The 23682-nt window shown below is 75.6% G+C and carries 24 protein-coding genes; 16 read left to right on the plus strand and 8 right to left on the minus strand.

Features of this window, described 5'->3' with window-relative positions; all coding sequences use genetic code 11:
- Entirely contained in the window at positions 1–981 is a 981-nt protein-coding gene (gene egtD, locus ACIBST_RS23240) for an L-histidine N(alpha)-methyltransferase (RefSeq protein WP_397174439.1), read from the plus strand.
- The gene (gene egtE, locus ACIBST_RS23245) at positions 978–2114 is read left to right on the plus strand and encodes an ergothioneine biosynthesis PLP-dependent enzyme EgtE (protein WP_397174441.1); all 1137 of its coding nucleotides are present in this window, start codon (positions 978–980) and stop codon (positions 2112–2114) included. Before egtD ends, egtE begins: the two co-directional genes overlap by 4 nt.
- Before the next feature lie 61 nt (positions 2115–2175).
- Here the strand turns inward: egtE and ACIBST_RS23250 are convergent, their stop codons facing one another.
- From ACIBST_RS23250 to ACIBST_RS23260, 3 genes are read right to left on the minus strand one after another with little or no spacing between them, the layout of a single operon-like run.
- A complete protein-coding gene (locus tag ACIBST_RS23250; protein ID WP_397174443.1) occupies positions 2176–3423 on the minus strand; it encodes a cytochrome P450 in 1248 nt (415 codons plus the stop codon).
- A gap of 16 nt (positions 3424–3439) precedes the next feature.
- Positions 3440–4816, minus strand: a complete 1377-nt coding sequence (locus ACIBST_RS23255; RefSeq protein ID WP_397174444.1) for an NAD(P)/FAD-dependent oxidoreductase — start codon at positions 4814–4816, stop codon at positions 3440–3442.
- Positions 4809–5009: a ferredoxin gene (locus ACIBST_RS23260; protein ID WP_352355003.1), complete on the minus strand. Its 201-nt coding sequence runs from the start codon at positions 5007–5009 to the stop codon at positions 4809–4811. Before ACIBST_RS23260 ends, ACIBST_RS23255 begins: the two co-directional genes overlap by 8 nt.
- Before the next feature lie 131 nt (positions 5010–5140).
- Between ACIBST_RS23260 and ACIBST_RS23265 the strand changes: the two genes are divergently transcribed.
- The 9 genes from ACIBST_RS23265 to ACIBST_RS23305 all read left to right on the plus strand — a co-directional run bounded on the left by ACIBST_RS23265 (position 5141) and on the right by ACIBST_RS23305 (position 11838).
- Positions 5141–5713: a TetR/AcrR family transcriptional regulator gene (locus ACIBST_RS23265; RefSeq protein ID WP_352327684.1), complete on the plus strand. Its 573-nt coding sequence runs from the start codon at positions 5141–5143 to the stop codon at positions 5711–5713.
- A complete protein-coding gene (locus ACIBST_RS23270; RefSeq protein ID WP_397174446.1) occupies positions 5710–7071 on the plus strand; it encodes a DHA2 family efflux MFS transporter permease subunit in 1362 nt (453 codons plus the stop codon). Before ACIBST_RS23265 ends, ACIBST_RS23270 begins: the two co-directional genes overlap by 4 nt.
- Positions 7068–7574: an FBP domain-containing protein gene (locus tag ACIBST_RS23275; RefSeq protein WP_397174448.1), complete on the plus strand. Its 507-nt coding sequence runs from the start codon at positions 7068–7070 to the stop codon at positions 7572–7574. The genes ACIBST_RS23270 and ACIBST_RS23275 overlap by 4 nt, the downstream gene beginning before the upstream one ends.
- Before the next feature lie 41 nt (positions 7575–7615).
- Positions 7616–8005: a hypothetical protein gene (locus ACIBST_RS23280; RefSeq protein ID WP_397174450.1), complete on the plus strand. Its 390-nt coding sequence runs from the start codon at positions 7616–7618 to the stop codon at positions 8003–8005.
- Positions 8006–8077: 72 nt separating this feature from the next.
- Positions 8078–8614 carry a toxin-antitoxin system HicB family antitoxin gene (locus ACIBST_RS23285; protein ID WP_397174452.1) on the plus strand — a complete coding sequence of 179 codons (537 nt, stop codon included), beginning with the start codon at positions 8078–8080 and terminating at the stop codon, positions 8612–8614.
- A 5-nt stretch (positions 8615–8619) separates the two neighbouring features.
- On the plus strand, positions 8620–9552 hold the full coding sequence (locus ACIBST_RS23290) for a DUF4097 family beta strand repeat-containing protein (RefSeq protein ID WP_397174453.1): 933 nt from the start codon (positions 8620–8622) through the stop codon (positions 9550–9552).
- 17 nt (positions 9553–9569) lie between these two features.
- Positions 9570–10535, plus strand: coding sequence for an ATP-binding cassette domain-containing protein (locus ACIBST_RS23295; protein WP_397174455.1), 966 nt, complete (start codon positions 9570–9572; stop codon positions 10533–10535).
- Complete coding sequence (locus ACIBST_RS23300) at positions 10532–11335, plus strand: ABC transporter permease (protein WP_397174457.1); 804 nt, start codon at positions 10532–10534, stop codon at positions 11333–11335. Before ACIBST_RS23295 ends, ACIBST_RS23300 begins: the two co-directional genes overlap by 4 nt.
- On the plus strand, positions 11332–11838 hold the full coding sequence (locus tag ACIBST_RS23305; protein ID WP_397174458.1) for a DUF1707 domain-containing protein: 507 nt from the start codon (positions 11332–11334) through the stop codon (positions 11836–11838). Before ACIBST_RS23300 ends, ACIBST_RS23305 begins: the two co-directional genes overlap by 4 nt.
- A 39-nt stretch (positions 11839–11877) precedes the next feature.
- Here ACIBST_RS23305 and ACIBST_RS23310 read toward each other — a convergent pair whose 3' ends face one another.
- Entirely contained in the window at positions 11878–13974 is a 2097-nt protein-coding gene (locus ACIBST_RS23310) for a prolyl oligopeptidase family serine peptidase (protein WP_397174460.1), read from the minus strand.
- Between the two features lie 401 nt (positions 13975–14375).
- Between ACIBST_RS23310 and ACIBST_RS23315 the strand changes: the two genes are divergently transcribed.
- Complete coding sequence (locus ACIBST_RS23315; RefSeq protein WP_397174461.1) at positions 14376–15167, plus strand: putative protein N(5)-glutamine methyltransferase; 792 nt, start codon at positions 14376–14378, stop codon at positions 15165–15167.
- Positions 15168–15292: 125 nt separating this feature from the next.
- Here ACIBST_RS23315 and ACIBST_RS23320 read toward each other — a convergent pair whose 3' ends face one another.
- The 3 genes from ACIBST_RS23320 to ACIBST_RS23330 form a co-directional block, all read right to left on the minus strand.
- Complete coding sequence (locus ACIBST_RS23320) at positions 15293–15637, minus strand: WGxxGxxG family protein (protein WP_397174463.1); 345 nt, start codon at positions 15635–15637, stop codon at positions 15293–15295.
- Between the two features lie 183 nt (positions 15638–15820).
- A complete protein-coding gene (locus ACIBST_RS23325) occupies positions 15821–17191 on the minus strand; it encodes a diaminopimelate decarboxylase (RefSeq protein WP_397174465.1) in 1371 nt (456 codons plus the stop codon).
- Between the two features lie 151 nt (positions 17192–17342).
- Positions 17343–18953, minus strand: coding sequence for a PucR family transcriptional regulator (locus ACIBST_RS23330; protein WP_397174466.1), 1611 nt, complete (start codon positions 18951–18953; stop codon positions 17343–17345).
- Between the two features lie 45 nt (positions 18954–18998).
- Here ACIBST_RS23330 and ACIBST_RS23335 point away from each other — a divergent pair, with 45 nt between their 5' ends.
- Positions 18999–19532 carry a hypothetical protein gene (locus ACIBST_RS23335; RefSeq protein ID WP_397174468.1) on the plus strand — a complete coding sequence of 178 codons (534 nt, stop codon included), beginning with the start codon at positions 18999–19001 and terminating at the stop codon, positions 19530–19532.
- A 64-nt stretch (positions 19533–19596) separates the two neighbouring features.
- On the opposite strand, the gene ACIBST_RS23340 is transcribed toward ACIBST_RS23335, so the two are convergent.
- A complete protein-coding gene (locus ACIBST_RS23340) occupies positions 19597–20361 on the minus strand; it encodes a PP2C family protein-serine/threonine phosphatase (RefSeq protein ID WP_397174469.1) in 765 nt (254 codons plus the stop codon).
- 287 nt (positions 20362–20648) lie between these two features.
- On the opposite strand from ACIBST_RS23340, the gene ACIBST_RS23345 reads away from it, so the two are divergent.
- From ACIBST_RS23345 to ACIBST_RS23355, 3 genes are read left to right on the plus strand one after another with little or no spacing between them, the layout of a single operon-like run.
- On the plus strand, positions 20649–21851 hold the full coding sequence (locus ACIBST_RS23345; RefSeq protein ID WP_397174471.1) for a sensor histidine kinase: 1203 nt from the start codon (positions 20649–20651) through the stop codon (positions 21849–21851).
- A complete protein-coding gene (locus tag ACIBST_RS23350; RefSeq protein ID WP_397174473.1) occupies positions 21848–22966 on the plus strand; it encodes a hypothetical protein in 1119 nt (372 codons plus the stop codon). Before ACIBST_RS23345 ends, ACIBST_RS23350 begins: the two co-directional genes overlap by 4 nt.
- The gene (locus tag ACIBST_RS23355; protein ID WP_364338633.1) at positions 22936–23628 is read left to right on the plus strand and encodes a sigma factor-like helix-turn-helix DNA-binding protein; all 693 of its coding nucleotides are present in this window, start codon (positions 22936–22938) and stop codon (positions 23626–23628) included. The genes ACIBST_RS23350 and ACIBST_RS23355 overlap by 31 nt, the downstream gene beginning before the upstream one ends.
- The last annotated feature ends 54 nt before the right edge of the window (positions 23629–23682 follow it).

Consider the following 23682-nt stretch of genomic DNA (forward strand, 5'->3'; position numbering starts at 1 on the left):
GTGCCCGTCACCCAGCCGACCGTCCATGTGACCAGCCACCTTGACCCCGGCTACCTGCGCCAGGCGCTCGAACACGACGTCAGGACCGGGCTGACGGCCACGCCCAAGTGGCTGCCGCCCAAGTGGTTCTACGACGAGGCGGGCAGCGACCTGTTCTCGCGCATCACCCGGCTGCCCGAGTACTACCCGACCCGCCGCGAGCTGACGATCCTGCGCGCGCGGGCGGCCGCGATCGCCGCCGCCTCCGGCGCCGACACGCTGGTCGAGCTGGGCTCGGGCACGAGCGAGAAGACCGTCCTGCTGCTGGACGCGCTCACCGAGGCGGGCACGCTGCGCGCGTACACGCCGGTGGACGTGGACGCCGTCACCCTGGAGGCGGCGGCGCGCCGGCTGGGCGGGCGCTTCCCCGGGCTGGAGGTGCGGGGGGTCTGCGCCGACTTCGAGCGCCACCTGCGGCTGCTGCCGCGCTCGGGCCGGCGCATGGTGGCCTTCCTCGGCGGCACGATCGGCAACCTCGAACCGGCCGCCCGCGAGGTGTTCCTGAAGGAGGTGCGGGCCACCCTGCGGCCCGGCGACACGTTCCTGCTCGGCGCCGACCTGGTGAAGGACGCCGGGCGGCTGGTCGCGGCCTACGACGACGCCGCCGGGGTGACGGCCGCGTTCAACCGGAACGTCCTGCGCGTGGTGAACCGGGAGCTGGCGGCCGGGTTCGAGCCGGCGGCGTTCGAGCACGTCGCCCTGTACGACCAGCGCAACGAGTGGATCGAGATGCGGCTGCGGGCCACCCGGGACATGCGGGTGCCGGTCGGCGCGCTCGGCCTGACCGTGGACTTCGCCGCGGGAGAGGAGATGCGGACCGAGATCAGCGCCAAGTTCCGGCTGGAGCCGCTGGGGGAGGAGCTGGCCGCGGCCGGGTTCACCGTCCTGCGCTCGTGGACCGACCCCGACGGCGACTTCGGGCTGCTGCTGGCCGGGGCGTGATCGCCGCGCGCTGGCGGGCCGCCCGTTCGGCCGGACCGCCCGGCCACCTGGACGCGGCCGGCTGCAACGTGCCCAGCGACCGGGCGCTGGCCGCGACGGTCGAGCACCTGCGGCGCGAACGCGAGCTCGGCGGGTACGCCGCCGCGCCCGGACTGGCCGTGCCCAGGGCCGCGCTGGCCGCCCTGACCGGCGCGGACGCGGCCGACGTCGCCTTTCTGGAGAGCGGCACGGCCGCGATGGCGGCGCTGCTCGGCGGCTGGCGGCTGCCGCCGGACGCCCGGGTCGGCTTCACCCGCTCGGAGTACGGCAGCACGCTCATGCTGCTGCACCGCCTGGCCGCCGAGCGCGGCTGGACCCTCGCCGAGCTGCCCGCCGACGACGACGCCCGGCTCGACCTGGACGCCCTGTCCGCCGCCCTGCGCCGCGGCCTGGACCTGGTCACCCTGCCGCACCTGCCCTCCCACCGGGGCACCGCGCAGCCGGTCGCGGAGATCGGCCGCCTGTGCCGGGAGGCCGGCGTCCCCCTGGTCCTGGACGTGTGCCAGTCGCTCGGCCACCTCGACGTCACCGGCGCGCGGGCCGCCGCCTACGTCGGCACCTCCCGCAAGTGGCTGGCCGGGCCGCGCGGCGTCGGCTTCCTGATCGTGCCCGGCCTCACCGAGGACATGGACGCGGCGGCCCCCGCGCTCGGCGGCCACGTCTGGCTGGCGGACCCGGCGCGCACCGGGCCGCTGCCCGGCGCCGCGCGCTACGAGAGCGCCGAGTCGGCGGTGGCGGCGCGGATCGGCCTCGGCGTCGCCGTCCTGGAGCACCACGCGCTGGGGCCGGACGCGGTCCGCGCCCACCTCGCCGAGCTGGGCGCGGCGGCCCGGCGCACGCTCGACGGCAGGGGCGGCTGGCGGGTGGTGGAGCCGTACGACGAGCCGACGGCCATCGTCACCCTGCGCCCGCCCGGCGGCGCGGACGCCACCAGGACGGCCGCGGCGGCGGCCGGGGCGGGCCTGCTGGTGGGCGTCGCGCCGGTCGCCCGCGCCCCGCTCGACCTGCGGGAGCCGGTGCTGCGCGTCTCGCCGCCCCCGGGAACCCGGCAGGAGACCCTGGACGCCCTGGCCCGCGTCCTCGAAGGCCGCTAGCGCAGGCGGGCGCGAGAGCGGGCGGCCCTCAGGGCAGGCGGGCCTCGCAGGGGGGCGGGCGCTAGAGCAGGCGGTCGAAGCCGACCAGCAGGTGCGCGGGCCCGCGCAGCGACGCGCTGTGCCGGTACGGCGGCGGCCCGTCGGCCAGTTCCGGCCCGACCAGCCTGCTCACCAGCGCGCCCAGGGCGACCCGCGCCTCGATCCGGGCCAGCGGCGCCCCCACGCAGTAATGGACGCCCCCGCCGAACCCCAGATGCTGGTTGTCCCGCCGCGCCGGGTCGAAGCGGTCGGCGCCGGGGAAGCGGGCCGGGTCACGGCTGCCCGAGGCCAGCAGCAGCGCCACGTCCGCGCCCTGGGGGACGGTGACCCCGGCGATCTCGATGTCGGCCAGCGTCGTGCGGGTGCGGAACTGCACCGGCGGGTCGTAGCGCAGCACCTCCTCGACGGCCGGGACGATCAGCCCCGGGTCGGCGCGCAGCCGCGCCAGCGCCTCCGGGTTGCGCAGGAACGTCAGCATGCCGTTGGCGATCAGGTTGACGGTGGTCTCGTGGCCGGCGATGAGCAGCAGGGCCATCGTCGCGATGATCTCCGGGGCGTCCATGCGCTCGGCCGCGCGGTCGGTGAGCAGCGCCGACAGCAGGTCGTCCGACGGGCGGGCGTGCCGCTCGGCGGCCAGCTCCACCAGGTACGCGCGCAGCTCCGGCGCGGCGGTCTCGGCCTGCCGCACCTCCTCCTCCGACAGCCCCTCGGGCGGGTCCAGCGTGCGGGCCAGCGCCGAGGCCCAGCCGTGGAAGCGCGGCTCGTCCTCCTTGGGCACGCCGAGCAGGTCGCAGATCACCGTGACCGGCAGCGGGTAGGCCAGGTCGTCCACCACGTCCATGGAGTCGTGGCCGGCGCGGCGGTCGAGCAGCTCGGCCACCAGCGACACCACGTGCTCCCCGAGCCGGTTGACGCGCTCCGGGGTGAAGTGCCGCATGACGATCCGCCGCAGCCGGTCGTGGTCGGGCGGGTCGAGGAAGATGAACGCCGGTTTGCGGGACTCCTGGCCGTCCTGGGCGTCCTGTCCGGCCATCAGCCTGCCGGAGGCGCCGAACGAGCCGGAGCCGCTCCTGCTCTTGCGCTCGTCGGAGCTGATCCGCGGGTCGTGCAGCAGCGAGACGATCTCGGCGTACGTGCTCACCGCGTACAGGTCGTCCCCCTGGCGGGAGACGGGCCTCTCGCGCAGCAGGGCGTACAGCGGGTACGGGTCGGGGCGGCTCGCCTCGTCCAGGACCTGCGCGAACAGGCTCTGCGTGACCTGGTGGGCCATGGTCGTCCTCCGGCTCTCATTCCAGCGGCGGCGCGGTCAGCGGCGAGCGGGGGTCGCGCTCGCGCGGCACCTCGCGCGCGGTCGGGCCCTGCCCGGTCACCGCGGCCGTCGGGCTGTGCGTGGACTGGCCGTCCACGGTCAGTCCTGCGGGCACCGGGAGCAGCGTGCGCGGCCCGTCGGCGGCCCGCAGGTCGGGCGGGAAGGGCGCGGCCGCCTCGATCAGGCCGGCGTAGGCGGGCAGCGAGCGCGGCGCGTCCACCGCGACCGCCGCCACGCACCGGCCCTGGCGGCCGAAACAGGCCACGAAGCGGCGCTCGGCCACCGAGCCCTGCGTGACCACCACCTCGTCGGCGATCGTCGGCAGGCCGACGGACTTGATGCTGACGCCGAACTGGTAGGACCAGAACGCCGGCAGCCCCCGGTGCGGGCGCGGCCGGTCGGCGACCATGTTGTGCGCGGCGGTGGCCGCCTGCCGCACCGCGTTGTCCCAGTGCTCCACGGCCAGCAGCAGGCCGTCGTAGTGCGGGTGCGGCCAGCGCGCCACGTCGCCGGCCACGAACACGTCGGAGGTGACGATCGCGTCGGCGTCGAAGGCCCGGCAGGCGGCGTCGCACACCACCCCGCGCGCGTCGGCCGCCAGGCCCGCCCCGGCCAGCCATTCGGTGTTGCGGACGGCCCCGAGCGCCACCACCGCGACCTCGACCGGCAGGACGTCGCCGTCGGACAGGTGCGCCGCGCGCAACCGGCCCTGCGCGTCGCCCTCCAGCGCCATCACCGTGGTGTTCACCCGCAGGTCCACGCCGTGCTCGCGGTGCAGCCGGGCGGCGACGCTGCCGGCCGCCGCGCCCAGGGCGCCGGCCAGCGGGGCCGGGCCGCGTTCTGCGACCGTCACGGCCAGGCCCATCTCGCGGCACACGGAGGCGATCTCCGAGCCGGTGAACCCGCCGCCGATGACCAGCACCCGGCTCGGCCCGGCGGCGAGGGCGGCTTGCAGGCTCGCCGCGTCGTCGCGTCCGCGCAGGGTGAACACGCCGGTCAGGGCCGCCTCGGCGGGCTCGGGCCAGGGGCGCGCCCGGGTGCCGGTGGCGATCAGCACCCGGTCGAAGCCGATCTCGCGCCCGCCGGCCAGGCGTACCTGCCGGGTGCGCAGGTCCAGGCCGGTGGCGGGCTCGCCGAGCAGCCAGCGCGCCCGCAGGTCCCGCGCCGCGACGAGCGCGGTGTGCGCGGGCGAGGCGCGTCCGGCCAGCACCTGCTTGGACAGCGGCGGCCGGTCGTAGGGCTCGTACGGCTCGTCGCCGATCAGCGTCAGCTCCCCGGTGAAGCCCTCGGCGCGCAGCGTCTCGGCGGCCCGCAGGCCGGCCAGCGAGGCGCCCACGATCACCGCGCTACGCATGGTCGTCCGGCGAGCAGGTGATCGCCTGCACCGGGCAGGCCGCGGCGGCCTCGCGCACCTGCTCGCGCAGCGCGTCGGCCGGGGCGTAGTCGTACTCGAGGGACTCGGCGCCGTGGAACCGGAAGACCGCCGGCGCCGCGAACACGCACTGGCCGTAGCTCAGGCAGCGGTTCAGATCGACGAGCACTCTCATGTCCGCCACGTTACGAACGGCTGCTCCAGCCACGTTCCAACCTGATCCCAAGTTTTCCTGATTTGCGAAACCTAGGACTCCTAGGATAAAACCTAGGAAGGTTAGGTTCCCTGCTGCGGAGGTGGATCATGATGGCTCGGGCCGGTCTGACGGCGGACCGCGTGACGGAGGCGGCCGGGGAACTGGCCGACGAGGCCGGGTTCGACAACCTGACGGTCTCGGCCCTGGCGCGCCGCTTCGGCGTCGCGGACGCCAGCCTCTACTCCCACGTCAGGAACCTCCAGGACCTGCGCGTCCGGGTGGCCCTGCGCGCCGCCCGCATCCAGGCCGACGCGCTGACCGCGGCCGTCGCCGGCAAGGCGGGCAAGGACGCGCTGGCCGCCTTCGCCGCCGCCTACCGCGACTTCGCACTCGCCCACCCGGGCCTGTACGAGGCCACCCAGCTCCGGCTCGACCCCGAGATCGTCGCCGGGTGCGCCGACGTCCAGCGGATCTTCACCACCACCAACGCGGTCGTGGCCGCGTACGGGCTGCCCGAGCCGGCCCACACCGACGCCATCCGGCTGCTGCGCAGCACCTTCCACGGCTTCACCAACCTGGAGGCCCGCGGCGGCTTCCAGGCCTCCCGCGACGTCCGCAGCTCGTGGGACGCGATCATCGACGCGCTCGACAGCGCACTGAGACATTGGCAGGTTTCCCCATGACCGGAACGACCGCGACGCGGCCCGGCCTCGACCGGCGGCTGCTGACGGTCGCCGGGGTGCTCACCCTCGGCGCCTTCACCGCCCTGCTCGACGGCACGGTCGTCGGCGTCGCCACGCACACCCTGGCCCGCGCCTTCTCCGCCGACCTGGCCGCCACCCAATGGGTGACGACCGCCTACCTGCTCGCCCTGGCCGCGGTCATCCCGGCGACCGGGTGGGCGGCCCAGCGGTTCGGCGCCGGGACGGCCTGGACCGCCTCGCTCGCCGTGTTCCTGGCCGGCTCGATCCTGTGCGGATCGGCCTGGTCGCTCGGCAGCCTCATCGCCTTCCGCGTCGTGCAGGGGGCCGGGGCCGGCATGCTCTTCCCGCTCAGCCGGATCATCGTCGTCGAGCTGGCCGGGCGCGAGCGGCTCGGCCGGATGATGGCGCTGATGGCCGTGCCCGCCGTGTTCGCGCCCGTGCTCGGGCCGGTCGTCGGCGGCGTGCTGGTGGAGACGCTGTCGTGGCGGTGGGTGTTCCTGGTCAACGTCCCGTTCGTGGCGGCCGGCGTCGTCCTTTCGGCTCTGTACGTGCGCACCGCCCGGCCCGGCGGCCCGGCCGAACGCCTCGACGTGGCCGGCCTGCTCGGCGTGAGCGGCGGCCTGACCCTGCTGCTGCACGGGCTGAGCGGGGCCGGCGAGCCCGTGGCCGCGCTGACCGCGGCCGCCGGCGCGCTGCTGCTGGCCGCCTGCCTGTGGCGGGCCGCCCGCACCTCCGGGCCGCGGATCGTCGAGCCCGGCCTGTTCCGCGACCGGGCCTTCGCCGCCTCCGCCGCGCTGGCCTTCCTGGCCAACTTCTCCCTGTTCGCCGCCGTGTTCCTGGTGCCGCTGTTCATCCAGACGGCCGAGGGGTCGGGGGCGCTCGGCGCCGGGCTGGTGCTCGCGCCGCAGGGGCTCGGCATGCTCGTCGCGGTGCTGGCGGCCGGCCGGCTGATCGACCTGAACGGCAACCCGCGCCGGATCGTCGTCACGGGCCTGGTCCTGCTGGCGGCAGGGACGCTGCCGTTCGCGCTGGCCGACCCCGGCGCGAGCACGGCGCTGCTGACGGTGGCGCTGTTCGTCCGCGGGGTGGGGGCCGCGCTCGCGGTCTCACCCACCATGATCACCCTCTATCACTCGCTGCCGCCGGCCAAGGTGCCCGCCGCGACCACCGCCAACGCCATCGGCCAGCAGGTCGGCGCGGCGGCCGGCACCGCCTGCGTGGCCGTCCTGCTCCAGCACGGCGGCTACCGGCCCGCCTTCTGGGTCACGCTGGCCGCCGTCGCGCTCTGCCTCCTGCCCGCCCTGTTCCTCCCGTCCTCGAAAGCAGGCACGTCATGAACCCCGTCACCGAGAGCGAGATCCGCTCGTCCTTCGTCAACTGCTCCAGGGGCGAGTCCCGGCGGCTCGCCGTCCCGCGCGGGCTGCCCGAGCTGCCCTGGCCCGACCTCGACTTCCTGGGCTGGCGCGATCCGGGGGCGCCCGAGCGGGCGTACCTGGTGGCCGAGCGCGGCGGCGCGCCGGTCGGCGTCGCGCTGCGGCTCGGCCAGGAGGTGCGCAGGAGCTTCACCAAGAGCACGCTCTGCTCGGTCTGCGTGACCCCGCACGCCGGGACCGGCGTCGCGCTGTTCACCGCGCCCCGGGTCGGCGCGGCGGGGCGGCAGGGCAACACGGTGGGCGCCTACATGTGCGCCGACCTGGCCTGCTCCCTGTACGTCAGGGGCCGCAAGGAGACCGAGCTGGGCGTCCGGTTCGAGTCGCTGAGCGTGGCCGAGCGCGTCGCCAGGACGGCGGTCAACCTGGACGCCTTCCTCGACAAGATCCTTGACGGCGCCCTGGAGTGAGCGGGCCGTGAACTGTCGGGCCCGCCTGCGACACTCGCCGGATGTTGATATTGGAACTGTTGCGGCCGGCGTTGCTGTCCGCCTGGGGGCCCGACACCTGCGACACCGCCGCGCGCGAGCAGTGGCGGCCCGACAACCCGGCCAGGGGGCAGTGCGGGATCACCGCGCTGGTGGTCCAGGACCTGCTCGGCGGCGACCTGATCCTGGCCGAGGTGCACGCCGACGGCGTCAAGGTCGGTCACCACTACTGGAACGTGCTGCCCGGCGGCACCGAGGTCGACTTCACCGCCGACCAGTTCCACCCGGGTGAGGTCGTCGTGAACCCGCAGCTCCAGCACCGTCCCCCGGACGCGCCGCGCCGGTGCCGCGAGCAGTACGAGCTGCTGCGCCACCGCGTGGTCACCGCGCTGTCCGGGCCGCCGCCCACCTGAGGCGTCATGTGACGCCATCATGGCGTCATCATGGCATTGCAATGGCGTCATCTCGCATGTCATGATGGCGTCATGGACCTTGCCCCGTATGTCGATCAACTCCGGCGCGAGCTCATGCTCGCCGCCGGCACGGGCGGCGAGGAGGCCCGCGCGCTGGCCGAGCGCTTCGCCGCGAGCCTGGAGTCGGCCGCCCGGCTCGCCCTGCTGGAGGCCCTGTCGGCCGCCGCCGACGAGATCACCCAGGACCTCGCGCCCGGCTCGGTCGAGGTGCGGCTGCGCGGACGCGACCCCGCCTTCGTCGTGACGTCACCGCCCGCCGCCCACCCGTTCCCGGACCAGGACGCAACGCCCGGGAGCGCGGGGCCCGCCGACCGGCCGTCCGCGCCGCCGCCCGAGGCCGACGAGGGCGGCACGTCCCGGATCTCCCTCCGGGTCCCCGAGGCGCTCAAGCCGCGCATCGAGGAGGCCGCCGCGCGCGACGGGCTGTCCGTCAACGCCTGGCTGGTCCGCGCCGTCTCCGCGGCGCTCGACCCCGGCGACGCCACCCGCCGCGCCACCCGGCGCCCGGCCCCGCAGACCGGCAACCGCTACAGCGGCTGGGTGCGCTGATGACCATGCCGACCGATGACAGGGAGATCGGAATGCCGGCCTTCGACACGCCCAGCCCCATCGTCGCCGTCCTCGACCTGGCGACCGCCGCCGTCCGCGTCGTCGCGGGCGACCGCGCCGAGACCGTGGTCGAGGTCCGCCCGAGCGACGAGCACAACGACGCCGACGTCCAGGCCGCCCGGCACGTCCAGGTCCATTACGCCGACGGCAGGCTCACGGTGGCCGCCGGCAAGGAGCAGGGGGCGCCGGCGCCCGGCTGGGGGCTCTCGCTCGGCAAGCTCGTCGAGTCGCCCGCCGACTGGGCGCGCTCGCTGCTGCTCGGCACGGGCTCGGTGGAGGTGACGATCGAGCTGCCGGCCGGGTCCCGCCTCGACGCCAGGACGTCCGGCGGCCTGTCGTGCCGCGGGCCGCTCGGCGACGTCACGGCGACCAGCACGTACGGCGACATCCGCGTCGAAGAGGCGGGCCGGCTGCGCCTGAGGAGCACCCACGGCGCCGTCTCCGTCACCAGGGCGCGCGGGCACGCCGAGATCACCACGAACCACGGAGACATCCGCGTCGGCGAGATCGACGGCACCGCCGCGGTCAAGACCGCCCACGGCGACGTGCGCCTCGGCGAGGTCACCGGCGAGCTGCGGCTCAACAGCGCCCACGGCGACATCACCGTGGAGCGCCCGCTGGCCGGCGTCGTCGCCAAGACCGCCTACGCCGGCGTGGAGATCCGCGAGGTGAGGTCCGGCACGGTCGTCATGGAGACCACCGGCGGCGGCCTCGACGTCGGCGTCGGCGAGGGCACCTCCGCCTGGCTCGACGTCAGCTCCCGCTACGGCACCGTGAACGTCGCCCTCGACCCCGGCGACGACCCCGGCGACGCGGCCCGGACCGTCGAGATCCACGCACACACCACGCACGGCGACATCGACATCCACCGTTCCTGACGACCGAGGAGACCGACATGCCAGACGCGATCGTGGTCGAGGGGCTGACCAAGAGGTACGGCGAGGTGTCCGCCCTCGACGGCGTCGACCTGACCGTCCCGGAGGGGACGGTTTTAGGACTGCTGGGCCCCAACGGCGCCGGCAAGACCACCACGGTGAGGATCCTCACCACGCTCCTGCGACCGGACGCCGGCCGCGCCACGGTGGCCGGGCTCGACGTCGTCCGCGACGCCCGCAGGCTGCGCGCCCGCATCGGCGCGTCCGGCCAGTACGCCGCCGTGGACGACCACCTCACCGGCGCCGAGAACCTGGAGATGGTCGGCCGCCTCTACCACCTGGGCGCCCGGCGCAGCCGCGAGCGCGCCCGCGAGCTGCTGGACCGCTTCGACCTCGCCGACGCCGCCGACCGGCCGGTGCGCGGCTGGTCCGGCGGCATGCGCCGGCGCCTCGACCTGGCCGGGGCCCTGGTCGCCGACCCGCCCGTGCTGTTCCTGGACGAGCCCACCACCGGTCTCGACCCCCGCGCCAGGATCGCCCTGTGGGACGTCATCGCCGAGCTCGTCCGGGAGGGCGCCACCGTCCTGCTCACCACCCAGTACCTGGAGGAGGCCGACCGGCTCGCCGACCGCATCGCGGTGGTCGACCACGGGCGGGTGATCGCCCGCGGCACGGCCGAGGAGCTGAAGGACCAGGTCGGCGGCGACCGCATCCAGCTCTCGGTGACCAGCGCGGCGAGCCTGGAGCACGCCGCCCGCGCCCTGGCGCCGCTGGCCCTGGGGGAGATGCAGGTCGACGCCGCCGCCCTGCGCATGACGATCCCGGTGACCGGCGGCGCGGCCGCCCTGACCCGGGCGCTAGGCCACCTGGCCGCCGAGCGGATCGCCGTACGCGACGCCGGGCTGCGCAGGCCCACCCTCGACGACGTGTTCCTCACCCTCACCGGACGCCAGGCCGACGAGAAGAGCAAGGAGACCGTCCGATGAACGCCCTCCGGCTGGCCGCCGCCGACGGCCTGACCATCGCCAGGCGCAACGCGCTCAAGATCCGCAGAGCCCCCGACCTGCTGGGCGGCGTGATCATGCTGCCCATCGTGTTCGTGGTGCTGTTCACCTACGTCTTCGGCAGCATGATCGAGCTGCCCGGCATGTCCTACGGCGAGTACCTGCTGCCCGGGATCTTCGTCATGACGATCGTCACCAGCGCGCAGATCACCGGCTACACCCTCACCCAGGACCTGCAGAAGGGCATCTTCGACCGGTTCCGCACCCTGCCGATGTCCCCCACGGCGGTGCTCACCGGCCAGACCGTCAGCGACGTGATCATGAACGTCACCAGCATCGCCACCATGGCGCTCGTCGGCCTGCTGGTCGGCTGGCGCGTCCACAGCTCGCCGCCGGAGGCGGTGCTCGGGTTCGCGATGCTGCTGCTGTTCGCCTACGCCTTCTCCTGGGTGACGGCCACGGTCGCGCTGGCCCTGCGCACGCCCGAGGTGTTCAACAACCTCGCCACCCTCACGTCGCTGCCGCTGGTGTTCCTGTCCAACGCGTTCGCCGACAGCACGCGCCTGCCCGGCCCGCTGCGGCCGATCGCCGAGTGGAACCCGGTCTCCACGCTCGTCCAGGCCGCGCGTGAGCTGTTCGGCAACACCAGCGCCGCCCTGCCCCAGCCCGCCGCCTGGCCGCTGCGGCACGCCGTGCCGGTGTCGCTGCTGTGGTCCGTGCTGCTGCTGGCCGTGTTCGTGCCGCTGGCCACGCGGCTGTACAACAGGGCCGTCAGCCGATGAGCGCCGTCTTCGGCGCGGACCGCGAGCGCGCGGTCGAGCTGGTCCAGCAGGCGTACGCGGAGGGCCGGCTCGACCCCGGCGAGCTGGAGCGGCGGCTCGAACTGGCGCTCACCGCCACCTCGGCCCGCGAGCTGGCGCCGATCGTCGCCGACCTGCCGGACGAGGTGGTCCGGCTGGCCTCCACCGGCGGCGCGGTCACCAGGACCGGCGACTGGGAGGTCCCGCGCCGCCTGTGCGTCGACAGCAAGTACGGCCGGGTGCGGCTGGACCTGTCGCGGGCCCACGTGCCGTACGCGCGCGTCGACATCGAGCTGCTGCTGGCGTACGGCAGCGCCACCATCGTCCTGCCCGCGGGGGCGACCGCGAACGCCGACGGGGTGCGGTCCGAGTGGGGGCGGGTGACCTGCAAGGTTCCCGGCCGGCCCCGCCCCGGCCACCCGCACGTCCAGGTGACCGGCGACCTCCCCTACGGCCGCCTGCTCATCCGCCCGGCCCGCCGCTGACGGGGGGCGATCGGCGCCCCCCCCGGCGACGGCCGCCCGCTACCGGTTCAGGTGGCGGCGGAGGAAGTCGAGCTGGAGGAGGAGCAGGCCCTCGAAGACGTCCTCGTCCGAGGTGGGGGCGTGGGACGCGCCGGACAGCGGCAGCACCTCGTGCGGGCGTCCCGCGGCCAGCAGCGCGGACGACAGGCGCAGCGTGCCCGCCGGGAACACGTTGTCGTCGGACAGGCCGTGGACGAGCTGCAGGGGCCTGGCCAGGGTGTGCGCCTCGACCAGGGTGGAGCAGGCGTCGTAGCGGTCGGGGTGGCGGTCCGGGTGGCCGAGGAAGCGTTCCCGCCAGTGGGTGTCGTACAGGCGCTGCTCGCTGGTGCCGGCCCCGGCGGTGGCGGCGTGGAAGACGTCCGGACGCCGCAGCACCGCCATGACGGCCAGCGTGCCCGCGAACGACCAGCCGCGCATCGCGACCCGGCGCAGGTCCAGCTCCGGATGGCGGGCGGCGACCGCGTGCAGGGCGGCCACCTGGTCGGCCAGCACGGGGCCGAACATGTCGCCGTGCACCTCGCGCTCCCAGCCGGGGCCGCGGCCCGGCGTGCCGGCCCCGTCGGTGACCAGGACGGCGAACCCCTGCTCGGCGAACCACTGCGAGACGAACATCATCGGCGCCTGCTCGTCGGTGACCCGGCGCCCGGCCGGCCCCGCGTACGGGTCCAGCAGCACCGGCAGCGCCGGGTCGCCGGGGCGGTGCCAGGAGGGCAGGTGCAGGTGGCTGCGCAGCTCGCGCTCGGTGGTGACGAGCGACAACCGGCGCAGCGCCAGCACCGGCCGCTGCGCCACCGAGGCCACCTCGACCCCGCTCCGCGCCGGGGACCCCGCCCCGGCCGCGGGTCGTTCCACGCGGACGCGCTCGCCCGGCTGCTCGGCGGTGCGGGTGACGTGGACGAGGGTGCCCGCGCGCCGGACCCCGCCGTGCACCCCCGGCGCGACGCTGAGCCGGTGGGCGCCCGCCGCCGGGGTGTGCAGCCACAGGTGGGTCTGCGCGGGGTCGTCGGAGGCGGTGAAGAGCACGTCCTGGCCGTCCACGCCGAGAACCGCCTCCAGGTGCAGGCCGGGCGGCGTGACCGGGACGCCGCCGACGGTGAGCCGCCGCGTGCCGTCCAGGTCGGCGTGGGCGACCAGGCGGCCCGAGCCGGTACGGGCGGGCGTGCCCGGGACGAGCTGCACCCAGTGCGGATCGTGCTGCTCGGCCAGCAACCGCGTCCGGCCCGAGTCCGGGTCGGCGGCCAGCACCCGGACCGTCCGCTGGTCCCTGCTCTGCACCGAGAGGTAGGGGCCGTGGGCGTCCCAGCCGGCGGCCGTCACGTACTCGAAGGCCGCCCGGTCCCAGGCGACCTCGACGCGCCCGCCGTCCAGCCTGTCGTCCACCCCGCTGTCCACTCTGGCGATCCAGAGGGTGACGTCGGCGTTGGCGGTGCCGGCCGCCGGGTACCGCACGGCCCTGGGCGGGCGCGCGGGATCGGCGGGGTCGCCGACGTGCCAGAGCGCGACGCGGGCCTCGTCCACCCGGGCCGTCAGCAGGCGGGCGCCGTCGGGGGACCACCAGTAGCCGCGGGAGCGGCCCATCGAGGCGGAGGCGGCGTACTCGGCCACGCCGAACCGCACGTCCGGCCCGTCGGGCTCGGCCACGGCCCGGTCGCCGGCGCCGTCCGCGCCGATCACCCGCAGCGCGCCGCCGGAGAGGTAGGCGACCAGCCGCCCGGTCGGGTCGGGCCGCGGGTCGCCGGGCGTGCCGGGCACCGGCAGCGTGCGGGCCGCGCCGGTCGGGACGTCCACCGCCCACAGCGCGCCCGCCAGGGTGAACACCGCCAGGCCGGCCGCGTCGTCCGTGGCGTAGGAGCCGATGCCCTGGACGCCGCCGCCGGTCAGCGCGGCGGGGTCGGCGACCAGCCGCTCCTCGCCGGAACCGGCGTCCAGGGCCCAGAGGCAGGTGACCGGGTCGTCGCCGGCGCGGCTGCGCAGGAACAGCACGACGGAGCCGTCCGCCGAGACGGTGAAGGCCGAGGGGGCGCCCAGGGTGAAGCGCCGGGTGCGGGCGAACTGCCGGGGCAGGCTGATCTTGTTGTCGTCGTCGTGGTGCGGCATGCGTGCCTGGTTCCTCTCACTGCGGTCCGGTTTCGGGCACAGCAAAAAGCGCACACCGTAGCGGTGTGCGCTTCGTCTGTGTCAGCTGATCGGCGGGAGGTGTCGCGCGGCTCCCGCGGCCGCTTCCTGCTCGCCGGGACGATCTCCGCGGCCGAGCTCCCGGACATTTTACTACATGATCATCCGTGTGGCGGCGTGCGCGTGACCGGGGGAGATCCCCGGCAGCCGCCCGCGTCGGGCCGGATCGGCTCTGGTACTGTGACGGTCTCTGGCCGAGATCGTCCGCAGGAGGTGAGACCCATTACCGCTTCGTCAGGCTGGGGCTCCCTTCCGGCACACGTCCGGCCCACCTGGGCCAGGTGACCGCGGGGAGCGCCCATCGGCATCCCGAAAGGCTCCCCATGTCCCCCTCCCCGATCCCCGTGTCCGCCGTCGTCACCCGGCTGCGCGCCGCCGGCTGCGTCTTCGCCGAGGACGAGGCCGAGCTGCTGGTCTCCACCGCCCGTACCCCTGCCGAGCTGGCCGGGATGGTCGAGCGCCGGGCCGGCGGGCTGCCGCTCGAGCACGTCCTGGGCTGGGCGCGGTTCTGCGGCCTGCGCGTCGCCGTCGAGCCCGGCGTGTTCGTGCCGCGTCCGCGCACCGAGTTCCTCATCCGTCAGGCCGTCGCGCTGGCCCGGCGGGCCGGCCGTCCGCCCGTCGTGCTCGACCTGTGCTGCGGCACGGGCGCGATGGGGGCCGCGGTCGCGGCGGCGCTGGGGGAGGAGACCGAGGTGCACGCGGCCGACCTCGACCCCGCTGCCGTGCGCTGCGCCCGGCTCAACCTGCCCGGCGGCCACGTCCACCAGGGCGACCTGTACGACGCCCTGCCCGGCTCGCTGCGCGGCCGCGTCGGCATCCTGATCGCCAGCCCGCCCTACGTGCCCACCGAGTCGGTCGGCCTGCTGCCGCCCGAGGCGCGCCTGCACGAGCCGCTGATGGCGCTCGACGGCGGCGGCGACGGGCTCGACGTGGTGCGGCGGGTGATCGCGGGGGCGTCCGGCTGGCTCGCGCCGGGCGGGCACCTGCTGGTGGAGACCAGCGAACGGCAGGCCGCGGCCACCGTCCGGGCCGCGGTGGCGGCGGGGCTCCCGGCGCGGGCCACGGTCTCGGAGGAACTGGACGCCACCGCCGTCATCGCCACCCGCCCGGCCTGAGGCCCGTACCCACGCGAACCGGACCACGGCGGGCCGGGCGGCGCGGTGCTGTGGCGGCCCCAGGGGGGCCGGGCAGCGTGGTGCCCGGCGCGCCGGAGCGTGCCGGGCACCGCCCGCGTCCTGCGTTACGGACGCTGCGGGCGAGTGGGGTTGGCGGTGGTCCCCGTCGCGGTCCCCGTGGTCCCCGTGGTGCCGGTGGTGCCGGTGGTTCCCGTGGGACGCGTGGTCATGTGCTCAGCCGTCCCCACCGGGTTGCGGCCCTTGCGCAGGCCCGCCAGCCCCAGCAGGCCGAGCAGCCCCAGCAGGCCCCACAGACCGGCGTTGCCGCCGCCCTCGTCGTGTCTGGTCTCGGTCGGTTGCGGGCTCGGCGTCGCCTGGCTCTGGACGACGGGCGTGTCCGCCACAGCGGTGGCGGCCGGGGCCAGCGCCAAGCAGAATGCCATCCCCAGGCCGGTGAGCGTCTTGCGCATGTGGGTTCCCCCGGATCCGGCGGCCCTCAAGGCGGAGAGCCGCCTGTCGCGCCTTCCGGGCGACGGCCCGGAAGGTTCCCCCGAAATGGAGCGAGAACTCCATACTCGCTGGTAGACATACCCCCACCCGCGAAAACAATCCTCGCAAACAAGGACATACCGCCATAGTTGGGACGGCAGGCGTCAGGCGGTGGCCGCCAGGAGACCGGTCAGCGCGTCGGCCCGCGCCAGCCCGCTGGCCGCGGCGATCTCGTCCAGGGTCTGCGCCGGGCGCACCTCGCTCAGCCGGACGTCGCCGTCCGCCGTGACGGTGAAGCCGTGCACCGCCGGATAGGGCAGGCTGTTGTAGGCCCACGGGGTGGAGAAGTAGTAGGCGCCGGTGTCGTGCAGCACGACGATGTCGCCCTCGGCCAGCTCGGGCAGCTCCCTGGCGTGCGCGACCACGTCACCGGCGAAGCAGCACGGGCCGGCGACGTCCTGGGCGAGCAGCGGGCCGTCCTTGGGGTCGCCCGCCGGGCCGTACGCGCCGACCCGCAGCGGCCAGGCGTCCGGCATGAGCACCGTGCGGGTGGCGACCTGCGCGCCCGCGTGGGTGATCGCCACCCGCCGCCCGCCCGCGTCCTTGGTGTACTCCACCAGCGCCGCGACGAAGCCGTTCTTGGCCAGCAGCGACCGGCCGAACTCGGTGACCAGCGCGTACCGGCCGTCGAACAGCCCGGGGACGGCCGCGCGCAGCGTGGCGACGTAGTCGGCGTAGGTGGGGGCCACCTCGTCGCCGTCGAAGTTCACCGGCAGGCCGCCGCCGATGTCGATGCTGGTGATCTGGCGGACCCCGAGCGTCGCGTTGATCTCCTCGGCCAGCCGGTACGTCTCGGCGATGCCCGCCGCGATCAGCTCCAGCGGGCAGCCCTGCGAGCCGACGTGCGCGTGCAGCCGGGTCAGCCAGGGCCGTTCGGCGAAGGCGCGGACGACGGCCTCGCGGGCCCCCGGGTCGCGCAGCGCGACGCCGAACTTGGAGGTGGCGGTCGCGGTGCTCATCGCGCCGATCGTGCCGGTGCCGACCTGCGGGTTCACCCGCAATCCCAGCACCGAGGAGGAGTCCGGCGCGCGCAGCTCGTCGATGCGGCGCAGCTCGGCCAGGCTGTCGGCGTTGACCGCGACGCCCAGCGACAGGGCCTGGCGCAGCTCCTCGCGGGTCTTGGCGGGGGAGTCGAAGACGATCGTGCCCGGCGCGAACCCGGCCTCCAGCGCGATCCGCAGCTCGCCGGGGCTGGCGACCTCGCACCCCATGCCCGAGGCGGCCAGCAGCCGCAGGACGGGGATCAGCGACGCGGCCTTGGCGGCGAAGGTGTGCAGCACGTCCGGGACCTCGCCGAACGCCTCGTGCAACGCCCTGACCGAGTCCCGCACGCCGGCGGTGTCGACGAAGCCGGCGACCGGCTCGCCCGGTCCGAGCGCGCCGGCGCGCACGGCATGGCGCAGCACGTGGGCGGCGCGTTCGGCGGTGGTGCCGCGGGCCGGGGCGGGCGCGAGCGTGGCACTGCTCTGGATCACGTCCAAGGCTCCTGGATGCATCGGGAAAGAGAGAGTTTCGGAGGGGGGCCAGACGAGATTCGGCCATGACCGCAGGCCAAGTCTTCAGCCGGGCGGACAAAGCCCGTATGCGGCTTTGTCCACTCGGCCAAGGAAAATCCGGAGCCCCAGGTCAGGCGGCCAGCCGGACGGCGAGCGTGAGCAGCAGCCGGGTGTCGGGGTCGTCGAGGTCGACGCCGAAGCGCTCGCGGACCCGGCGCAGCCGGTAGCGCAGGGTGTTCGGGTGCAGGACCAGCCGGCGGGCGGCGCGGCCGACGTCCCCGGCGGCGTCGAGGTAGGCGGCGATCGAGCGGACCAGCTCGCCGCCCGCCGCCAGGTCGGCGTGGACCAGGTCGTACACCGGGCCGCTGCCGCGCTCCCACACCGGGCGGACGGCGTCCAGGACGCGCAGCACGTCCAGGGCGGGGCCGAGGTCGGCCGCCAGGGCGTGGCGGGGACCGGCGTCGCGGCCGCGCAGGACCCGTACGACCAGGTCGGCCTCCTCCCGCGAGCCCGCCGCGAGCAGCGGCGAGGCGGCCACCGACCCCGCCCCCACCAGCACCGCGGCGGCGCCCGGCGTCGAGGCGGCCAGCCCGTCCAGCTCGCGGGCCAGCCCGAGCACGTCCCGCTCGTCGCCGCCGCGCACCGGCACCAGGGCCAGCACCCGGCCGGTCTCCCGCAGCACCCGCACCCCCGTCCGGTAGGAGGCGGCGTGCAGCGCGAGCACCTCCAGCACCCGCTCCCCGGCCGGGCCCCGGGCCGCCGCGCCCTCGCCCGCCGCGTCGGGGCCGGTCTCGGCGATCACGACGGCGCAGCGCAGGTCGGGCGGCAGGCCCAGCGTCCAGGCGTGGGTGCTCATGTCGCCCTCGCCGCCCAGCAGCCCGCGCAGCGCGTGCTCCTCGCGCAGCCGCGCGCCGCTCTCCCGCAGCCGGTGCTGCACCAGGTACGGCACCGCCACCTCCGCGGCCCGGCTCAGCGCGCTGGCCGCGTTGGGCGACAGGCTGCGGCCGTCGGCGGCGGCCCAGATCGAGCCCAGCATCTCCCGCCCGCTGCGGATGGCGATGATCAGCCGCTCGGGGGTGTCGCCGTCGGCGGGCCGGTGGATCACCTCGCCGGAGGACCACAGGGTACGGAGCAGGCCGCTGCGGCGCAGCTCGTCCACCCGCCAGTCGGGCACCCGGCCGCCCAGGATGGTGGAGCGGCGCAGCTCGTCGGCCTCCGGCCCGGTGGCCGAGTGCGCCAGGACGCGGAACTGGGTGTCCTCGATGGTGATCGAGCCGCCGGTGAACTCGGCGACCACCGACGCCAGCGCGGCCAGCCCGCCGCCCGCCGTGGCCTCGGCCATCCGGTCGCCGCGTCCCGCCTCGCCGTAGGCGGCGGCCGAGCGCAGCAGGGTCGCCACGTCGTCCCAGTCGGCCCACTCGGCGCGGGCCAGCAGGGCGATGCCGACCTGCTCGGCCGCGTCGAGCGCGTCGTCGGCCAGGTCCTCGCCCGCCCGCACGACCACCGCCGCGGCGCCGCGCCGCGCCGCCTCGCGGATGGAGGCGGTGGCCGCGCCGGTGGAGTGGAACAGCCCGGCCGCGAGCACGATCCGGCCCGCGTACGAGCGGGCGGGTCCCTCGTCGCCGATGATCATCCCGGACACGTGCACGTCCTGGCCCGACGGCGCGAGCAGCAGCCGCAGGACGCCGCCCTCGTCGAAGGCGAGCAGCTCGCGGAGAGTGATCTGCCCCCGTTTGTTCATGACGGGGAGCATACGCAGGTCAGGACGCCTGGCAGGCTGGGGGCCATGCGATTCGGCGTACGCCAGTTCGAGCTGGCCCTGATGCACCGCATGCGCGACCTCAACCCGGGCCGCGTCGAGCAGGCGCTGGCCGACATGGACGCCTCCCGCGCCGAGCTGCGCGCCGCCCACGCTCACTGGACCCGGCTGGCCCACTCCCCGGCGGCGCCCAAGGGCCGGGCCGCGCTGCGGATGGCGCTCGGCCCGCCCGCGCACGCGGGCGCGGCCCCGTTCGGCAGCCTGACCTGCGACGTGGCCCGCTGGCGGCTGCCGTCCTGGCCGGAGCTGGAGTTCGAGGCGCTGACCGGCCCCGGCGGCGAGGTGTGGAACCTGTGGTTCGTGCGGCCCGGCGGCGACCGGCGGCTGTCGGCCGCCGACCTGACCCCGTGGGGATGCGTCGTGGCCGACGTCGGCGCGAGCTTCCCGGTGAGCTTCCAGGGCGAGGGGTCGGCCCCGCACCACTGGGCGGTCGACTTCGCCTGCGAGGGCACGCCCCGCCGCGCCCTGTTCGTCTACGGGCTCCTCCAGCGCCTGGCCTGATCCCCGGCGTGCCACCCGGCCCCCGCCTACGTGTCGGGTGGCACGTTCCACAGGCGTCCGGAGGTCAGGCGGTGACGAAGTCGGCGACGACCATCGTGGCGTCGTCCTTGGGCGCCGCGGCGGCCACCTCGTCGTACAGCCGGTCCAGGCAGGCTGCCGGGGACGGGCCGACGGCGAGCAGCTCGGTCAGCCGGTGCTCGCCCAGCGCCTTCAGCACGCCGTCGGTGACCACCGCCACGCGGTCGCCCGGCCGCAGCGGCACGGTGCCGACCTCGGGGTTCAGCGTGGAGGCCAGCCCGATCCCGCGCAGCAGCGGGCCGTCGTCGAAGGAGTGCGACGTGGTGAGCCGGCGCGGCTTGCCGCCCTTGGCGCAATGCCAGATCGCGCCGTTGCCCACGTGGGCGAAGCGCAGGCACGGCGTCTCCCCGGGGACGAGCACCAGCAGGTCCATCGTCGTCACCAGCGCCGGCCTGGACGGCGTGCGCAACGCGGCCCGCCGGACGGCCCGGTGGGCGGCCTGGGCGCACTCGTCCAGGTCCTCCTCCCGCCGGGCGGAGTGCTGCGGCCGGGCGGCGACCACGGCGCCCAGGGCCAGCGCGGCCGCCGTGTGCGCGACCTCCGTGCCGCCCTGCCCGTCGGCCAGCGCGATCAGCCGCTCCTGGACGACGTAGGCGTCGGAGGGATGGCCGTGCGAGCCGTCGTACGTGCCGCCCGCGGTCACCAGCCGGGGCCGCGCCGCGGGCATGCCGGGCGGCCAGTCCCCCCGGCGGCCACGGACCGCCATCACCGAGAGGCAGCCGAGCAGAATAGAGATCGAGAAAACAGTCATGATCGTCCCTCCCGTCGCACGCGACGACACCTGTCCAGTACATCCCTCTTGCGTGGAATGCGACTGACGGCCGATCAGCCGTCGTGGCAGCACGACGGCCGATCAGCCGTCATGCCGCCCGGGGCCCGCGCGACCCACAGTGAGGCAGGGCGGCGCACCCGCGCCGGAGAGCCGCCGGCCCCCCGAGGAAGAGCCATGGAAACAGCCGACCGTCATGACGGGAACAAGCCTGTTCAAAGTCGATATTGTGGGACCCGTCCTGTGCCCTCTTCGCGGGCGGATCGCACATGGCTCACCCCGGCTCCACGCGTCACGGCAAGAGGCTCGACCCGAGACACGACCCGAGACACGACACGAGGTACGACTCCGCGACCCGGCAGCTCGACAAGGCCGTCGCGCGTACCGCCGCGGGCGCGCGCGGGGCCGTCGGCCTGGTGGCGGTGGTCGCGGCCGGCCTCGGCGCGGTCCCGCCGGTCTCGGCCGCGTGGCTGGCGCCCGCGCTGGCGGCCGGCCTGGTGTGGACCGGGCTCTACCTGCGCCGGTTACGCGGCGAGGAGCCGTTGCCGCACTGGCTGGTGGCCGGTGACGCGGCGACCACCGTGGCGGCCTGCCTGGCCCAGCGCCACCTGGTGCCGGTCCGGGCGTTCGACGCTGGGTCGAGCTGGATCGCGGGGCTGGTCACCATGACGATCGTCGTCATCGGGGTGACCTGGCGGCCCCGGATCGCCGTGCCGGCCGGGCTGGCCGTGGCGGGGGCGTACCTGGCGGGGGTGCGGCTGGCCGCGCCGTCCCAGGACGTGGCCGGCACGCTGGGCATCCACCTCGTCCAGCTCCTGGCGATCGTGATCCTGATGACCCTGCTGCGCCGCTCGGCCGCCTCCGCCGACGCGTTCCTGCGCGAGAGCGCGCGGGCCGAGATCGCCCTCATGGTCGAACGCCTGCGCCGCGAGGACGAGCTGCGCCAGGTCGCCAGCATCCACGAGACCGCCCTGCACACCCTGACCATGGTCGGCCTCGGCACCTACGACGAGCCGTCGCCCACCCTGCGCTCCCAGGTGGGCGCCGACCTGGCCGCGCTGGAGAAGCTGCGCGACCGGCCACGCCCCGAGACCTCCCCCATCGCCCTGGACGCCCTGCTCGACGAGGTGGCCGGCCGCGTGCCCGGCCTCGACGTGCGCCGCCGCCTGATCCCGCAGACCGTCCCCGGCGACGTCGCCGAGCACTTCGCCCGCGCCGTCACCGAGGCCCTGGCCAACGTCGCGCTGCACGCCGGCGTGGCCGAGGCCGTCCTGGTCTCCAGCGGGCACGACGGCGAGATCCGGGTGGAGGTCGCCGACGCGGGCCACGGCTTCGACCAGGACCGCCTGCCGCCCGACCGGTTCGGCGTGCGCGGCTCGATCCTCGACACGATGAACGCGCTGCGCGGCGGCGGCGCCCGGATCTCCTCCGGCGACACCGGCACGCGGGTGAGCATGTGGTGGCGGCCGTGACCGACGACATCGAGCAGGTCGCCCAGCGCTACGCCCGCTACACCGCGCTCGGCGCGGCCGTCATCGCCGGCTTCTGGCACACCGGCTACGACCTCACCGTCACCGTCACCGGCTGGAGCTCCTTCCGCTGGCCGCTGCTCGCCGCGGCCGCCTGGGTCGTCTACACGGCGGTCGGCGTGATCGCGGGCCTGTCGCTCTCGCGCGCCTCGCGCGGCCCGGACCGCGTCCTCGGCCTGGCGGTCGCGGCGCTGGCCGCCGACGTCGCGGTGATCGTGGCCTGCCGCCCGCAGGACCTGCTCGGCATCAGCGACTGGGGATGGGGGTCGGTCGGCTGGCTGGGCGTCATGCTGGCCTGGAACCGGCCGCGCTGGCGGGCGGAGCTGGGCGCCTTCCTGGCCGTCAACGCCGCCGTCATGCTGGCCGCGATGGCCGTGGCCGGGGCGCTCGACCGGGTCTCGATCGCCAAGTACCTGGTGGTCGTCGTCGGCGGCGTCACCATGCAGCTCGGCTACACGGCCGGCTGCGCCCTGCTGCGCGCCCGCGCCGAGGACGCCGTGCTGCTGGCCCGGCGGCTCGCCGCCGACGACGCCTGGCGGGAGTCGGCCAGGAGCATCCACGCCGACCGCATCCGCAGGTACGCCGCCATCAGGGACGTGGCCGAGTCGCTGCTCCAGCAGCTCGCCGACGGCGCCGACCCCGGCGACCCGCGCGTCCGCGAGGACTGCACGGCCGGCGCCATGCGGCTGCGCCGGCTGATCACCGAGCGCGAGGACGTCCCGGACGCGCTGGTGGCCGCGCTGCGCGAGCGCATCGACGCGGCCGAGCGGCGCCAGGTGCTGGTGACCGCGCCGCCGTTCGGCGAGAACCTGCCCGCGCTGCCCGAGGGCGTGCGGGAGGATCTGCTCAGGGCGCCCGTCCTGGCGCTGGACGGCGCCCGCTCGCGGGCCAGGGTCACCGTGTCGGCGATGTCGGCGATGGTGAGCGTGGCCGTCGTCGCCGACAACGACGACCTGCCGGTCAGCCCCATCCCGGTGCGCGAGCCCAGCGGGGTCGTGGTCACCTATCAGCGCCAGGGAGGGGAGGTATGGGTCAACAGCATCTGGCAGCGCCCGTGACGGTCGCCCTGGTCGAGGACCACCAGGTGGTGGTGGACGGCGTGCGCTCCTGGTTCGGGCCGGGCAGCGGCGTCGAGCTGGTCGCCCAGGGGCCCACGATCGAGTCGGTCCGCGGCGTGGCCGCCGACGTGCTGCTGCTCGACCTCAACCTCAACGGCACGATGGTCGCCGACCGGGTGGGCGGCCTGTGCGCGGACGGCCAGCGGGTGATCGTCTTCTCCGAGCACGAGGAGCCCGAGATCGTCCGGGCGGTGCTGGACGCGGGCGCGTCGGCGTTCATCGGCAAGGGACGCGCCACCCGCGAGTCCTGCCTGGAGACGATCATGGAGGTGGCCGCCGACCGGCCGTCCGTGACGCTGCCCATGGCCCAGGCCATCGCCACGGACGAGGGCCCCCACCGCCCCCAGCTGTCGGACAAGGAGCGGGCGGCGCTGCTGTTCTGGTTCCAGTCGATGTCGAAGGCGTCGGTCGCGGCCCGCATGGGCATCAAGGAACGCACCGTGCGCCAGTACATCGACCGGGCCAGGGTGAAGTACGCGGCGGCCGGCCGGCCCGCGCCGACCAAGGAGAAACTGCTCATCTGCGCCATCCAGGACGGCCTGATCCGCCCCGACGAGGTCGGGATCTACACCTCGCACGCCCGCCAGGGCCCGCCGTCCTGAGCCGCCCCGATCCGGCCCCGGCGGGCCCGGTACGATGACGCTCGCCCGGAACCC

It is taken from the genome of Nonomuraea sp. NPDC049684, from assembly GCF_044465345.1.
Classification (GTDB): Bacteria; Actinomycetota; Actinomycetes; order Streptosporangiales; family Streptosporangiaceae; genus Nonomuraea.